This window comes from Algibacter sp. L3A6, assembly GCF_009796825.1.
GTDB lineage: Bacteria > Bacteroidota > Bacteroidia > Flavobacteriales > Flavobacteriaceae > Algibacter.
This window is the reverse complement of sequence record NZ_CP047030.1, coordinates 4,096,083-4,111,176: the sequence shown is the minus strand read 5'-3', so window position 1 is coordinate 4,111,176 and position 15,094 is coordinate 4,096,083. Positions and strand designations below refer to the sequence as shown.

Genomic DNA, 15,094 nt, shown 5'->3' with positions numbered 1-15,094 from the left:
ATGCAGGCGCAGGAGCCATGTTTATTGCCGAAAAAGCTAAATACGATTACTTAGCAGATTTACCTGAAGGCGAAAACATAGCAGAAGCCATTAATAATGCCATGAAGCTTATTGAAGCAGAATATCCAGATCTAGAAGGGATTCTACCAAAAAGCTACCAAGAGTTTGATGAAAAGCTTTTGCGCGATTTAGTACGTGTCTTTAATAAAGACGCAGTAAAAAACGCAAAAGGCGATGTATTTGGACGTATTTACGAGTTTTTCTTAATGAAATTCTCTATGCAAGGTGCAGGAGCACAAGAAGGTGGCGAGTTTTTTACACCACCATCTTTAGTAAACCTAATAGTTAATTTTATACAACCCAATCATGGTATTGTGCACGATCCTGCTTGTGGTTCTGGTGGTATGTTTGTACAAACTGCTCATTTTATAGAAGATCAAGTACATAAAAATGTAAACGAAGCCATAACGGTTTATGGTACAGAGTTAAAAAGCAACAACACACGTTTAGCAAAAATGAACCTTGCCATACATGGTATAGAAGGTAAAATTATAGAAGCCAATAGCTTTTACACAAATCCACATCATTTAACAGGAAAGTGTGATTTTGTAATGGCAAACCCACCATTTAATGTCGATAAAATTGATGCCAAAAATAAGTTTCTAGCAGATGATGATCGTTTACCATTTGGACCACCATTAACAGGAAAAGGAACCATAAGCAATGGTAACTATTTATGGATGCAGTATTTTCATAGCTATTTAAATGAAACAGGACGCGCAGGATTTGTCATGGCAAGTTCTGCAACCGATGCAGGAAATGCCGAAAAACTAATCCGCCAAAAATTAATAGAAACAGGCGACGTAGAATGTATTGTAGCTATTAGCAACAACTTTTTTTATACACGTAGTTTACCATGTCATGTTTGGTTTTTTAACAAAGGGAAAAAAAAAGAAAACAAAGACAAAGTGTTAATGATAGATGCACGTAACACCTTTAACAAAGTAAGCACCACCATTAACGATTTTAGCAACGAACATCTAGAAGGTTTAACTGCTTTAATGAATGCCTTTAGAAGTAACGACTCGTCATTGCGAGGAACGAAGCAATCTCTACAAAAAAACCAATGGCTAAACCAACACTTCCCAGAAAACAAATACCAAGACGTAGAAGGTTTATGCAAAATAGCCTCTATTGAAGAAATAAAAGAACAAGATTACAGCCTAACACCAGGACGTTACGTTGGTGTGAAGATTGATATTGATATGGATTTTGACTACAAAACACGTATGACAGAAATCCATGCCGAACTCGCACAACTCAATACCGAAGCCAATAGTTTAATGGAGCAAATACAAGCGGTTAAATTATGATGCAAGGTTGGAAAGAAGTTGAACTTCAAGATATATCTACGAAAATAGGTGATGGTTTACATGGCACACCTAAATACGATGAAAATGGAGGGTACTTTTTCATTAATGGTAATAATTTAGTCAATGGGAAAATTCTAATAAAACCCGAAACGAAAAAGCTAAATGAGAAAGAGTATTTAAAAATAAAAAAAGAATTAAATGATAAAACTATTTTAGTTGGAATAAATGGAACATTAGGTAATATCGGTTTTTATAATGGAGAGCCAATTGCTCTTGGTAAAAGCGCTTGTTATATAAATCTCAACAATGAAGTAGATAAAAATTACATACGTTACACTCTAGAAGGTCAGCATTTTCAAAAATACGCTTATTTATTCGCTACAGGTTCTACAATTAAAAATCTTGGTTTAAAAGCTGTTAGAAAATATAAAATCAATCTTCCACCACTAAAAACCCAACGCAAAATAGCATCCATTTTATCAGGGTATGATGATTTAATAGAAAACAACCTAAAACGCATTAAGTTATTAGAAGAACAAGCACAACAAACCTATGAAGAGTGGTTTGTACGCTTTAAATTTCCTGGTTATGAGAATGTGGATATTGATGCGGAGAGTGGTTTGCCTGTTGGTTGGGAGAAGAATCCTTTAAAAAGTTTTTGCAATAAAATCACCAAAGGAACAACACCTACTTCTCTTGGGAGAAAATTTGTTGATGAAGGAGTAAATTTTGTAAAAGCTGAAAGCTATTCAGATGATGGGTTTTTTATTACCGAAAAATTCGCGCACATTGATGATGACACTCATGAAACTTTAGGTAGATCAAAATTACAAGAAAATGATGTTTTAGTTTCAATTGCTGGTGTTTTAGGTAGAATAGGTATGGTTAATAATAATATTTTACCAGCAAATACAAATCAGGCTGTTGGTATTGTAAGAATAAGTGAATCAAGTATAAGCCCATTTTTTATTAAATATTTTTTGAGCTCAGAATACATGAATAAACTTATAAATACCATTAGTGGACAAGCTGCTCAACCCAATATTAATCTTTCACAACTTGGCTCATTAAGAGTATTAACGCCAAATACTGAAACAATAAATAAGTTTCATAAAATGGTTAAACTTGGAAATAAAATGCAATTGAAATTAATTGAGCAAAACCAACACTTAAAAGAAGCACGCGATATTTTATTGCCACGTTTAATGAGTGGGATGATAGATGTTGATGGTTTGGAGGTAGGTGAGCAGTTGGGTATGGTTGCGGAGGAGAGTGAGAAATATAATAAAGTTTAAGAATGGCGGAATTATTATATAGTTTACAAAAGGTTTTTACCACATATCCAAAAGGGAAAATCTATAATATACCAGAATACCAAAGAGGTTATAAATGGAGTGAGCAACAAGTTAACCAGTTATTAGATGATATTTATAAATTTTCGTTAACAAGAGATGAAGAACATTTTTACTGTTTACAAAACATCACGTTATTTCAAAATTTAGAAAATGACACTTATTTAAATGTAGTAGATGGGCAACAGCGCTTAACTACAGTAACACTTTTATTAGCTTATTTAAAGGCTAATAATTTGGTGGATGGTATGATAAATTATGCTGTGCGAGAGCCTTCAAACGATTTTATTCAGAAAATAGTAGCTAATGAATCTGATATTATTAAAACAATATTAGAAGCAGAAACTTTTGAAACATTCATTAGTTCTCAGGTTGGCTCTGATGTTGATTATCAGGATATATACCACATGTTTGTAGCGTTAAAAACAATAGATTCTTGGTTTACAAACACAGACAGAACTTTAGATTTAGATAATTTTAAAGATATTGTTTTAAATCATGTAAAACTTATAGTTAATAAAGTAGAGCAAATTTCAGAACAGGAATTGTTTATGAATTTAAACGCAGGAAAAGTACATTTAGATGGTTCAGATTTAATAAGAGCGATATTAATTACTAGAGTTGCCAAACAAGAATTAGAAGATTATGATGCCGACAATGTTCAAGATATTTTAAAATTAAATCAAAGAAGAACGCGTATTGGTTGGGAATTAGACGAAATGAATAGTTGGTGGAGTCGTGAAGATGTAAAACTATATTTTCAGAATTTTACTAAAATTAAAACAGGAACTAAGGAAACTATAAAGTTTAATCAAGACGAACATCCCATTAATTTACTTTATAAAATATGGGTCGAAATTAAAGGAGAAACAGAAATCACATTGCATAGTTTTGAGAAAGAAGAAGCTCTTGTAATGTATCAATCATTATTAAAGTTACATCGTGTTTTACAAGATTGGTTTGAGGATAGAAAAATATATCATTATTTAGGTTTTCTATTTACGCATTCACAAATAAAAATAAAATCTGTTTTTGAGCAATGGTTATCTAACAATTCAACTAGAGATCAATTTAAAAATATTTGGTGTGTAGAACAATTGAAAGTGGCTGTTTTTGGTAAAGAAGATGCTGATAATGAAGATATAGGTTATACATTTTGGATGTCCAAAATAAAGGATTATGATAGTGATAATAGAACTAATTGGTATGAAACTTCAATTATTCAGAAAATATTAATTTTATTAGATGTAATTGCACATAGTGAAACCAAAGACAAAGGAATTCCATTACCTTTTTTAAAGCCTCGATATTTTAAAAACTATAAAGAAGATAAAGAACATATCTTTTCTGGAACACCTAGAGAATTAAAAGAGATTAAGGCTTTTACAAATCCAATAGAAAAACTTAATCAATATATAGATACGCTTAATTTAGATTATGATTCATCACAATTTATTCCAGTTTTTAAATATAATCAAGCGTCTTGGTCTTCTCTAACAGTTGAGGAACAGACCGAAGCGTTAAATGAATTTAAAACAACAATTCATAAAAAAAGACCTGTAAATTCTTTAGGAAACTTGGTGTTATTGCATTTAACAATAAATAGAGGTTTTGGAAATGGAGAGTATGCTTTAAAAAGAAAAAATGTAATAGAAAATACTATAAACGGATTATACGTTCGAGAGCATACAGTAAATGCATTTATTAAAAGTACCTCTTCAAAAGATTTAAATAATTGGACTTTAAAAGATGTAGAAAGAAATGCAGATGAAATTTATACTACGTTAGAAGAATTTTTTAAACCTATTTTAAATGAGTAGAAAACAGAACGCTTTTTTAAAAGAAGAAAACTTACTTACACTATTGTCTCAGAATAATTTCATTATTCCAGAAATACAACGAGAGTATGTTTGGGGAAATAATGAAAAAGTAATAAATAAATTCTTAAAAGAATTAAAACATAAAATCGGTAATGGTTGTGAACATTGTCACCTGCCAGATGGTAATACACGTGTTAATATTGGCTTTTTGTATTCTTATAAACCAGATTATGTTAAGGTGCAAAATGATCGTTTCTTAGATGAAAACTTAATAGATGGACAACAACGATTTACTACATTGTTTTTACTTGCTTTTTATTTTGCCTTAAAGGAAAACAGGAAAGTTGATTTTTTGTCTTTAATTAGGTTTGAAGGTGTAAGTATGAGTTTTGATTTTAAAGTAAGAGATTTAACTAAGCGATTTCTTTTAGAATTTGTAGAGAAAACGAATACAATTGAAGATTTAAAAAATATAGATAAACAAACATGGTTTTTAAAAGATTATAAAATTGACTTAAGCATAAAAGCAATGATTAAGACATTGCAATACATTGAGCAAGTCTTCAATTGTAAAACAAAATATTATAATCATCTATTAAATAATATTGTGTTTTGGCATTTTAAAACAGAAGTAACATCGGAAGGAGAAGAGCTATATATAACAATGAATGCCAGAGGAGAAGATTTGGCAGATAACGAAATCACGAAGGCTGCTTTAATGCTTGATGGTAAAGATTTATTTAATTCGGGAAAAAAATGGGAGTCATGGCAACATCTTTTTTGGAAGCATAGAGATAAAAAGAGAAGTATACAAAGTGCAGACTTTGGCTACAATGCTTTTATTAATTGTATTGCTGGTCTTGAAAATTATCTAAAACTTAATGGCGATGAATTTACAATAGCCGAGGTTGAAGATTTGTTATCAATTAAAAGCATTGAAGAATATATTAACGCATTTAAATTTTTAATTGATAATTCGGAATCTTTCAAGTCGAAATATAATTATGCTAATTGGGTTAATAACTGTTTAGAAGATATTTGGGATGTTTTTAATAAAAATGAAACAGATTGGTTCGCTGATTATACTGACCAAAATAAAGGTACAGAACAAAATAGAATGATTTTTATTTGGTCTTGGCTTTTGTATATAAAAGAAAAACCTAAAGATAGTTTAGATGTTGATGAAACCTTTAGGGTATTACGTTTCTTTTATATTAGATTTAAGAACAATAGTAGAGCTGTTTCAGCTTTAAAACAAACTATAGGTATAATAGATATAAATGGAGTATTTGATACTTTAGATCAAGGTTCTGACTCTTTAAATACAGAAGATGAATCAAAAAGCAGAAATAGTTACAGGACTAAAAACGAGATTTTAAAATACAGTTTCTTATCAAAATTGAAAATTGAAAATTGTATTGATTTACGAGAAATAGAAAGTTTAATTTGGGAAATCGAAGACCATCCATTAAATATTGAAGGTGCTGATTTAAGAAATATAAACTCTTCCCATTTAATAGAGTTTAATGAAAAACTTTCAGCTACCGAATTGGTGCTAATAAAAGAGAAATTTCACACTCTTTTCCCTATAAAAACAGGTAGGAATATAGATTATAAGAATGCTAAAAAAGTAAGAGTTCTTTTATTTTGGTATGGTTCTTATTGGCAGAAAAAATGGTCTAGTTATTATTGGAAATATAATTTTGGAGAATGGAAACGAATTATTAGAGATATAGATTCCGATAGTTTAGCTTTTAAGTTGTTTTTTGATGACTTTAAAAACACAAAAGATTTAGAAAGCTTATTAGAAAATAAAGTATTAGAATTTGAAATTGACAAAAATGTAGATGATGAACTGTACGTTTTTAAATGGTATGCTAGTCAATTAAAAGAAAAAATGTGGAGCCAAGGACAGTTTATTGCAACAGATCACTTTAAGCATCCTGACCAAGATTATTACTTTCCAAAATATAGAGAGTTAGTAAATATAAAGGGAAATTTTAATGGTGGTTCACCACAGGTTTTATCAGAATTAGTAAAGTAAAAAAACTATGAGCTACGAATATTCAGAAGACGGTTTAATAGAAAATGCAACACAAGATGTTTTAGAACAATTAGGTTGGACAGTCCTTTCTGCATGGCATAAAGAGTCTTTTGGAGACAATGGTTTATTAGGTAGAGAAGATAAAAGCGAAGTGGTTTTAACACGTTACTTATTGCAAGCGCTTAAAAAATTAAATCCGAACCATCCAGAGTTAGCGTATCAACAAGCTATAGATAGAATCACTCAAAATGTAGCGGACCAAACGCTAGGTTCTATAAATAAAGAAAAAAGCAATTTACTTAAAAATGGTGTTCCTGTAAGTTACACCAATGATAAGGGCGAATTGATAAAAACCAAGCTAAAGGTTTTTAATTTTAATAAGTATCAAGACAATCATTTTTTAGCAGTACGTCAATTAGAAGTTTTAGGCGAGTTGTATTTAAGACGACCAGATGTAGTTGGCTTTGTGAATGGTATACCGTTAGTGTTTTTTGAGTTGAAAGCACATCATCAGGATTTACGTCATGCGTATAACGATAACTTAAAAGATTATAAAGATGCTATTCCACAAGTGTTTCATAATAACGGATTTGTTATTTTAAGTAACGGATTAGATGCAAAAGTAGGAACCATAACCAGTAAGTATAAATACTTTTTAGACTGGAAACGTATAGAAGAAGATGAAGAAGGAGAAGTAAGTTTAGACACCATGTTGCGTGGTACATGCGACAAACATCGTTTAATGGATATTTTTGAAAACTATTTATTATTTGATGATTCGCAAGGAGATGTGGTAAAGTTAATGGCTAAAAATCACCAATATATTGGTGTAAATAAAGTTATAGAAAATGTAAATAATATTGAAGATTTAGAAGGGAAGTTGGGTGTGTTTTGGCACACGCAAGGTTCTGGAAAATCATATTCAATGGTGTTTTTATGCGAAAAAATTCATAGAAAATTAGGAGGTTCATACACCTTTTTAATAGCTGTAGATAGAACCGAATTAGAAAACCAACTGTACGATACCTTTTCTGGTGTTGGCGCAGTAAACGATAAAAATTGTATAGCAGGAAAAAAGAAAGGGATGACAGGTCGTGAGCATTTACGCGAGTTGTTATCTGAAAATCATCGATATGTGTTTTCTTTGATTCATAAATTTTCTATAGATCCAAAATTAGAAACAGAATACCCATTAATTACAGACCGTAAAAACGTGATTGTAATTAGTGATGAAGCACACAGAACACAATCAGGAACGTATGCTAGAAACATGCGTTTTCATGGTTTGCCAAATGCATCGTATTTAGGTTTTACAGGAACTCCAATTATAAAAGAAGAAGAAGAGTTAACCAAAAATATATTTGGTGAGTACGTTTCTGTTTACGATTTTAAACGTGCTATTGAAGATGAAGCGACCTTACCATTACGCTATTTAAATAGAGGTGAAAAACTAGATATTACTAATCCTGAGTTAGATGCAAAAATGGCAGAGGTTTTCGAGAATGAAGATTTAGACGACGACCAAAAGAAGAAATTAGAATATTTATTTAGTCGGAATTATCCGATTCTTACAGCAGAACCACGTTTAGATGCTATTGCAAAAGATTTAGTTTGGCATTTTAACGAAAGAGGGTATCAAGGAAAGGCGATGTATGTTGCTTTAGATAAACCTACAGCGGTTAGAATGTACCAGATGATTCAAGGCTATTGGCCAGAATACCTAAAAGAATTAGAAGAGCGCATTAAAAACGCAGAAGACCAACAAGAAGAACAAGAACTAAAACGTAAATACAACAAAGTAAAAGAAACAGAGGTTTGCGTTGTAGTAAGTAGCGAGCAAAACGAAGTAGATAAATTCAAAAAAATGGATTTAGATATTGAAGTGCATCGTAGAAAAATGGTGGAGCGCAATCTTGAAAAAGAATTTAAAGATGAAGAGAATCCATTTCGTTTAGCCATAGTTTGCGCTATGTGGATAACTGGTTTTGATGCACCTTGTGTCTCTACTGTATATTTAGACAAACCTATAAAAGAACATACGTTAATGCAAACCATTGCAAGAGCAAACCGTGTGTATGACGATGAAAAAGAAAACGGTTTAATTGTAGATTATGGTAATGTGTATAAGCAATTAGAACATGCCTATTCGGTTTATGGAGAAGGAGGAAAATCTGGAGGGAAAGATAAAGGATCAGGAAGTCCTGTAGAGCCTTTAGAAGATGTTGAGGTAGAATTAAAACAAGCGATAAAAGATGTAAAAGCCTATTTAAAAGAATTGGACTTTTCACTTCAAGATTTAAAGAATGCAAAACCAATGTCTAAGATTGCTAAAATTAAAGACGCTACAGATTGTGTATGCTTAAACGAAACCACGCGTACTACTTTTGAAATGATGGCTAGAAATGTATTTAGAAAATACAAAGCTTTATTTCCTAATGATAAATTAAAGAAACATGTTTCAGATTTTAATGCCATTGAGGCTATTTACACCGCTTTAAATCAAAATGTAAAATCAGCAGATGTAACACAAATTATTATGGAATTGCAAGCTATAGTGAGCGATAGTGTTGTTATTCAAGATAACGAAGTGAATGAGGATGAAGAAGAAGTGTACGTAGATTTGTCTTCTTTAGATTTTGATAAATTAAAAGCAGCCTTTGCTAAAACACCACGTAAAAACACGTTGGTTTTTAACTTGCAAGAAGCTATAGAGCAGCAATTGGAACAAATGCTTAAAGAAAATCCTTTACGTATTGAATTTTATGAACGTTATAAAGAAATTATTGAAGAATATAATAGAGGTAAAAGTCTAGAAGATACGGTTAAGACGTTTGATAATTTAAATGATTTTATTAAAGATTTATCTTTTGAAGAACAACGTGTGGTTAGAGAGAATCTTAAAGATCAAGAAACTTTAGCTATTTTCGACTTGCTAAAAGAAGGAAAGGAATTAACAATTAAAGAACTTAAAGAGGTTAAGAAAGTTGCTGCTAAAACTTTAGAAATATTAAAGACTGAAAAATTAAAAAAAGAAAACTGGAGAGAAAGTCGTCAAATGAAAGCAGGAGTAAAAAGTGCTATTTATGATAATCTTTTATACTTGCCACAAGATTTTTATACAGATGAAGAAGTCGGTTTAAAGACAGCTAGTGTATATCAACATATTTATTCTAATTATTATGGTAATAACAAGAGTGTTTATAATCAAAGAGCAAGTTAATTCTGAAGAAAAGTATTAAGCTTGAGTTAATTATGTAGCTTTGTTTTAATATTATCTATTTCAGTTTCACCAATTTTAAATTCTTCTTTACAGTCTCTTAAATATAATTTTTTATTAATACGTTTGTCAAATTTAGTTAAGTTAACAAGCGTGCTTTGATTAATTTTTACAAAACCATAAATCTCAAGTTTTTTGGAGAGATTATTAATCGTTTCTCTTACGTCACTTACTACAACCTTATCTTGTGCTCCATAAAAGTTAACATAATTTTTTTTAGATTGTATAGATAATATATTTCTAGAACTAGTTATATAATAGGTGTTGTTTGTTTGAAAACGAATGTCTTGTGTGGATCCAATTGCTAGAGTTACTATAGTGTCTTGATTATCTATAGTTTTATTGGTTACTTTATTAATAATCTTGTCTTTAAGAATTTCTTCAAATTCCTCAGTATCAAAAGGCTTGCTCAAGTAACCTGGGTCGGTTAAGGCATTCATCATTTTAGGGCCATTATTTGTAGTAGACGTTAAAAAAATAATTTTTTTATTAGTTGCAATTTTTTTTGCCAATTCAATACCATTATATACTGGCATTTCAAAATCTACAATAAGTAAATCGTAGTCATCTTCGTTTATTTCTTCAAATGCTTTTTTAGAACTATCATAACTTTCGATATGTTTTAATTCATACTCTTTTGGTAGCTTATCAATTTTATTTTTTACAGTTACTAAAGTATTTGGATTGTCATCGACAAGTATATAACGTATCATTTTAATTAAGGCTTAAGGTTAGTTCTGACAAATATTGATTGTTTGGCAACGTTTTATGTTCTAAAGTGCTATTTGGGTAGTAAGCAGTTAGCAATTGTTGTAGAGCATTTAATCCAAAATTAGAAGATTCCACGGCTTTAGTTTGGTAATCTAATTGCTGTTCTGCACTATTTACTAAACAATAGCTTAATTGTTTGTTTTGGTTTTCTTTTAAAACAATGCTTATAAACGAGTCGGTATTGTTTAAACTTCCATGCTTTAATGCGTTTTCAACAAAAGGAAAAAACAAAGTAGGTTTGATCTTTATATTTTCTTTTTGTTCTTGTTTTAAACTATTATCAAATTGTATGTTAGTATTTGGTTTAAGGTATTTAATCAGGTCTAAAAACATAGTGATATGTTCTAGTTCTTCCTCTAAAGAAGTGTTGTCTTTGTTTAAAGCAGATACGTTGTAATCTAATAACTTAAAGATGTTTTTTAAGGCTTTTATTGGAGGGATTTTATTTTTGTTAGCCCCCATTTTATAGTTAATACCTAAAAAGGACTTATAACTATTATCGGTTTGCTCCATATCATCATAAATCTGGCTAATTACATTTTTAATAAAATGCGCACCAAGTCTAGTATTGTTCGCTTCTACATTTTTATAATTAACAAAACGTTCATAAGCCGTTTTTTGATGGTTACTTTTTTCTTTTTGTTTAGCTATTTCAATATCTTTTTTGTTTAGGGTAGAGTAGAAGTTACTCTTAAAATCTTCAAGATCCTGCTTTAGATAAAGTATTCGAGAATATTTACTTTTCAGTTCTTCTTTAAGAAAAGTTAATCTCTTTAAGTCTTCATTATGATTATCAAGACTTTTAAGCGCATTTTTAAGTTGCTTATTCTGTTGTTGTAGTTGCTGTTTGTTTTTTTTGATTGTTTTTCTAAACGAACGCTTTTTGTAAAGATTATACCAATTTCTAATAATTACGAGTAGTAGGAGTGCAGAAAGAATGAATACTATATAGGATAAAACTTCATTTTCATTTCTTAATTCTAAATTTTTATAATATTCATTCATGTATAAGTAAGTAGGTTAAAGTGATTGGTTTGGGGTGTGGTATTTTCACAAAAATGGCATGTTTATCCCAAATATAGCAGGTATATCCCAAATCAAAAAAAATAATTTAAGAAATAGTGATTTTTGACTAACGAAAGAAAGGTGTTGTGTATTACAACGCTTAATTAAAAGTAAAACTCATGAAAAATTCAAAAAACAACAGTCACAAAGCTAACCAAGCAAATCCTAACAAGGGAACATCAGGCAGTAACAATGCTAATAGTAAAATGAATGGGAATAGAGGTAAACAGTTAAACCCAAACCAGAATACTAAAAAGTAATTAAAAACAAAGACTCGTCTTTACAATATAGACGAGTCTTTATTAACCCCTAAATCTAAATACATGAAAAATAAAATAACGTTAAGTGGATTTGCTGGAACAGGAAAATCTACAGTTGGAAAATTTATTGAAGACCAATTAAATTATGAATTTATATCTGTTGGAAATTACTCCAGATTATTTGCAAAAGAGAATTATGGAATGACAATTAATCAATTTCAAAAACATTGTAATAATCATCCAGAATTAGACAATCTAATTGATGAGAAATTTAAAAAAGAATGTAATAGCAAAGAAAGTATAGTGATTGATTATAGACTTGGGTTTCATTTTATTAAAAATGCTTTTAATGTACTATTAAAAGTATCTAACCAAAAGGCATCTGAAAGAATAAGTTTAGGTAATAGAGTAGATGAGGTAACAAGTCCAGAAGCAATTAAACTAAGAAATGAATCTATGAAAACGCGTTTTTTAGAGCGCTATAATGTTGATTTTACAAGCGACAATAATTATGATTTAGTTATTAATACAGATGATTTAACCCCCAAAGAAGTGTCACAAAAAATAATTAGACATTACCAAGAGTGTAATGCTGTAATAGCAATACCAAGTATCAATTTCCATTTATGGGAACCATGTAATATGCGTTGTAAGTTCTGTTTTGCAACTTTTAAAGATGTTAAGCAGACTATTTTACCAAAAGGGCATTTACCAGAAGCGGACGCTTTAAAAGTTGTTGAAAATATTGCGGCAGCAGGATTTAAAAAAATAACGTTTGCAGGAGGAGAACCTCTATTATGTAAATGGTTACCAAATTTAATTAAGAAAGCAAAGCAATTAGGAATGACTACTATGATTGTAACTAATGGTAGTAAATTAACAGAGTCGTTTTTAAAAGAGAATACAACTTATTTAGATTGGATTGCAGTAAGTATAGATAGTTTAGAAGATGAAAATAATATTAAAATAGGTAGAGCAATTACAGGAAAAAGCCCATTAAGTAAAGCATTTTATTATGATTTAGTGGATAAAATTAAAAAACATGGTTATGGCTTAAAGATTAACACTGTGGTTAATAAAGTAAACTATAAAGACAACTTAACAGAGTTTATTGAATACGCTAAACCACAACGTTGGAAAGTCTTACAAGTATTACCAATAGTTGGACAAAATGATGCTAAAATTGATGAGTTTAAAATTACGACAGAAGAGTACAACTATTTTTTGAAAACACATATAGATGTAAAAACAATAGTACCAGAGTCTAATGATGACATTAAAGGAAGCTATGTAATGGTTGATCCTGCAGGGCGCTTTTTTGACAATGCACAAGGAACACATAATTATAGTAAACCTATTTTAGAAGTAGGTGTAAAAGAAGCTATTAAAACAATGGATTATGATTTAGGTAAGTTTTTAGAAAGAGGAGGTGTTTATAATTGGGAAAATAATAATCAAGACTTAAGAAAGGAGGACTCAAAACTATGAGAAATTATATAGTAGGTTTCCGTAAAACAGACCATTTTAACCATAGACAGTGGGATAGAACAGTAAACGATAAAGTAATAAGTCAGTTATTGAAAAATGTAGGAACAAATAAAAGTAATACGCTTCTCATAATTAGCCGAAGGGTATTGAAAAAGATAAATATTAAAGTAAATAAGGAGTTGTTTATTAAAATAGATAATAACACTTTAATCACTTGCTTTTATTGTGAGTTTCAAGAGTATTATGCAGGAAATAGAGAACAAAATTATTTAATAATCAGTGAAATTTAAAATTATGAAAAAGATTGTGTCAATAAATTATTTTGGAGGTAGAAATTATGAAAATTGGGATGATGTCCTTAAGTACTTGAAATAATTTTTTAATGAATTTGCTTCAGAGGCGCTATTTTATTTTTAGAAATAGTGCCTCTATTTTTTTGTAACCTACCCCAACACATAAAAAGAATAAACCACCTCCCCAGTATACATATCATAATAGGGTAGAGCACCATCATTCCGTTGTTGGAGATTGGTTATTTTGTGGTAACGATTTACAATTTGTTTTTTTAGGTTTTCCAAGTCACCTTTGGTTGCGGGTTTGTTTTCTGTCGAAGTAAATAAAGCTTTTATTCCATCGACAGCTAATACACCTGCTATAGCATTTCCTGTACCAGCTAAACTCATTGAGTCTACTTTAGTTTTTTTAGGTATGGTTGCATCAATGTCTTGTTTTTCTTCAGGAATCGTTGCTAATGTATTGTCTGTTTTCTTTCTAGCATGATGTGCTTTCGAACGACAAGAATTGCTACAATATTTTTGAACACGACGACGTTTGGGGTCAAATTCTTTATAACAATATTCACAAGTATAAAATTCCATATCTTTAATTTAGCGTCAAACGAACGCACGTTTGACGCTAAATTAATATTTTATGTGATATTTAGACTAATTTTGTAGTCAAATATTTTATAAATTTAAAGATCAACACTAAAAACCGAGCTTAATAAAAACCTGTCAATCTCATCATCATCAATTATTAGCTTTCGCTTTTTTGTAGGTTTAGTTTTTTGTCTAACAGGTAAAGGTTTTATAGGTTCAGGAGGAGTAATTTTTAATTCAGCACTAGCATAGGTTGCCTTTAATTGTTCTAAAAGTGTGATGGTTTCATTTGGAACCTTATTTGGTTGAAATTTAAAATGATTGTTTAATTCTTCACTATGTTTTTGAAATTGCTCCGCTTGAAATTTAAACATATTGATAATACTAACGTCTAAATTGGCGAAAGTTTTATTAATATTTGCATACATCCATCGCGTCATAAATGCATGGCCTTCTACATGCTCTTTATATTTATCTAGTAATACTCTAAAATGTTCTTCATCTATAGTGTTTTTAGCTTCAAATAATTTAAACAGATTACTTTCTAATATATCCGATTTTTCTAAAAGTGCAACTATGGAAAACGCATTAACATCCGCAATTATTTCTTTTGGATTGAATAGATAGAATAAAGTATTAGCGGCATCTTCAGGTAAAACACCTTCGTAAATACTTCCTTTAAGTTTAGAAAAAAGAATGGTTGGCACATATATAATATAGTGCCGAAGTAAATTATCTTTTATCGTTGTAAAAATATCCATATCTA

General features: G+C 30.1%; 12 protein-coding genes. 8 read left to right on the top strand and 4 right to left on the bottom strand.

Going from position 1 to position 15,094, the window contains the following annotated elements:
• Positions 1 to 17: 17 nt before the first annotated feature.
• The 5 genes from GQR98_RS17155 to GQR98_RS17135 are packed head-to-tail and all read left to right on the top strand — an operon-like array spanning position 18 to position 9,809.
• Entirely contained in the window at positions 18 to 1,373 is a 1,356-nt protein-coding gene (locus GQR98_RS17155) for an N-6 DNA methylase (RefSeq protein ID WP_199270219.1), read from the top strand.
• A complete protein-coding gene (locus tag GQR98_RS17150) occupies positions 1,370 to 2,668 on the top strand; it encodes a restriction endonuclease subunit S (protein ID WP_159020632.1) in 1,299 nt (432 codons plus the stop codon). Before GQR98_RS17155 ends, GQR98_RS17150 begins: the two co-directional genes overlap by 4 nt.
• Before the next feature lie 2 nt (positions 2,669 to 2,670).
• Entirely contained in the window at positions 2,671 to 4,545 is a 1,875-nt protein-coding gene (locus GQR98_RS17145) for a DUF262 domain-containing protein (protein ID WP_159020631.1), read from the top strand.
• Complete coding sequence (locus GQR98_RS17140) at positions 4,538 to 6,589, top strand: DUF262 domain-containing protein (protein WP_159020630.1); 2,052 nt, start codon at positions 4,538 to 4,540, stop codon at positions 6,587 to 6,589. Before GQR98_RS17145 ends, GQR98_RS17140 begins: the two co-directional genes overlap by 8 nt.
• Positions 6,590 to 6,596: 7 nt before the next feature.
• Complete coding sequence (locus tag GQR98_RS17135; protein ID WP_159020629.1) at positions 6,597 to 9,809, top strand: type I restriction endonuclease subunit R; 3,213 nt, start codon at positions 6,597 to 6,599, stop codon at positions 9,807 to 9,809.
• Positions 9,810 to 9,835: 26 nt separating this feature from the next.
• Here GQR98_RS17135 and GQR98_RS17130 read toward each other — a convergent pair whose 3' ends face one another.
• Both GQR98_RS17130 and GQR98_RS17125 read right to left on the bottom strand, forming a co-directional pair.
• Positions 9,836 to 10,579 carry a LytR/AlgR family response regulator transcription factor gene (locus GQR98_RS17130; RefSeq protein ID WP_159020628.1) on the bottom strand — a complete coding sequence of 248 codons (744 nt, stop codon included), beginning with the start codon at positions 10,577 to 10,579 and terminating at the stop codon, positions 9,836 to 9,838.
• A gap of 1 nt (position 10,580) precedes the next feature.
• Positions 10,581 to 11,642 carry a hypothetical protein gene (locus tag GQR98_RS17125; RefSeq protein ID WP_159020627.1) on the bottom strand — a complete coding sequence of 354 codons (1,062 nt, stop codon included), beginning with the start codon at positions 11,640 to 11,642 and terminating at the stop codon, positions 10,581 to 10,583.
• Positions 11,643 to 11,821: 179 nt separating this feature from the next.
• Between GQR98_RS17125 and GQR98_RS19030 the strand changes: the two genes are divergently transcribed.
• The 3 genes from GQR98_RS19030 to GQR98_RS17115 all read left to right on the top strand — a co-directional run bounded on the left by GQR98_RS19030 (position 11,822) and on the right by GQR98_RS17115 (position 13,740).
• Positions 11,822 to 11,962, top strand: coding sequence for a hypothetical protein (locus GQR98_RS19030; RefSeq protein WP_199270218.1), 141 nt, complete (start codon positions 11,822 to 11,824; stop codon positions 11,960 to 11,962).
• A 63-nt stretch (positions 11,963 to 12,025) separates the two neighbouring features.
• Positions 12,026 to 13,450: a viperin family antiviral radical SAM protein gene (locus tag GQR98_RS17120; protein WP_159020626.1), complete on the top strand. Its 1,425-nt coding sequence runs from the start codon at positions 12,026 to 12,028 to the stop codon at positions 13,448 to 13,450.
• Positions 13,447 to 13,740, top strand: a complete 294-nt coding sequence (locus GQR98_RS17115) for a hypothetical protein (RefSeq protein WP_159020625.1) — start codon at positions 13,447 to 13,449, stop codon at positions 13,738 to 13,740. Before GQR98_RS17120 ends, GQR98_RS17115 begins: the two co-directional genes overlap by 4 nt.
• A 153-nt stretch (positions 13,741 to 13,893) precedes the next feature.
• Here the strand turns inward: GQR98_RS17115 and GQR98_RS17110 are convergent, their stop codons facing one another.
• Both GQR98_RS17110 and GQR98_RS17105 read right to left on the bottom strand, forming a co-directional pair.
• Entirely contained in the window at positions 13,894 to 14,328 is a 435-nt protein-coding gene (locus GQR98_RS17110; RefSeq protein ID WP_159020624.1) for a hypothetical protein, read from the bottom strand.
• A gap of 95 nt (positions 14,329 to 14,423) precedes the next feature.
• Positions 14,424 to 15,089: a hypothetical protein gene (locus GQR98_RS17105; protein ID WP_159020623.1), complete on the bottom strand. Its 666-nt coding sequence runs from the start codon at positions 15,087 to 15,089 to the stop codon at positions 14,424 to 14,426.
• Between the last annotated feature and the right edge of the window lie 5 nt (positions 15,090 to 15,094).

Coding starts and splice junctions, on each gene's coding strand:
- GQR98_RS17115 (WP_159020625.1), top strand. CDS start 13,447: ATGAGAAATTATATAGTAGGTTTCCGTAAAACAGACCATTTTAACCAT.
- GQR98_RS17155 (WP_199270219.1), top strand. CDS start 18: ATGTTTATTGCCGAAAAAGCTAAATACGATTACTTAGCAGATTTACCT.
- GQR98_RS17135 (WP_159020629.1), top strand. CDS start 6,597: ATGAGCTACGAATATTCAGAAGACGGTTTAATAGAAAATGCAACACAA.
- GQR98_RS17120 (WP_159020626.1), top strand. CDS start 12,026: ATGAAAAATAAAATAACGTTAAGTGGATTTGCTGGAACAGGAAAATCT.
- GQR98_RS17140 (WP_159020630.1), top strand. CDS start 4,538: ATGAGTAGAAAACAGAACGCTTTTTTAAAAGAAGAAAACTTACTTACA.
- GQR98_RS17150 (WP_159020632.1), top strand. CDS start 1,370: ATGATGCAAGGTTGGAAAGAAGTTGAACTTCAAGATATATCTACGAAA.
- GQR98_RS17145 (WP_159020631.1), top strand. CDS start 2,671: ATGGCGGAATTATTATATAGTTTACAAAAGGTTTTTACCACATATCCA.
- GQR98_RS17105 (WP_159020623.1), bottom strand. CDS start 15,089: ATGGATATTTTTACAACGATAAAAGATAATTTACTTCGGCACTATATT.
- GQR98_RS17125 (WP_159020627.1), bottom strand. CDS start 11,642: ATGAATGAATATTATAAAAATTTAGAATTAAGAAATGAAAATGAAGTT.
- GQR98_RS17110 (WP_159020624.1), bottom strand. CDS start 14,328: ATGGAATTTTATACTTGTGAATATTGTTATAAAGAATTTGACCCCAAA.
- GQR98_RS19030 (WP_199270218.1), top strand. CDS start 11,822: ATGAAAAATTCAAAAAACAACAGTCACAAAGCTAACCAAGCAAATCCT.
- GQR98_RS17130 (WP_159020628.1), bottom strand. CDS start 10,579: ATGATACGTTATATACTTGTCGATGACAATCCAAATACTTTAGTAACT.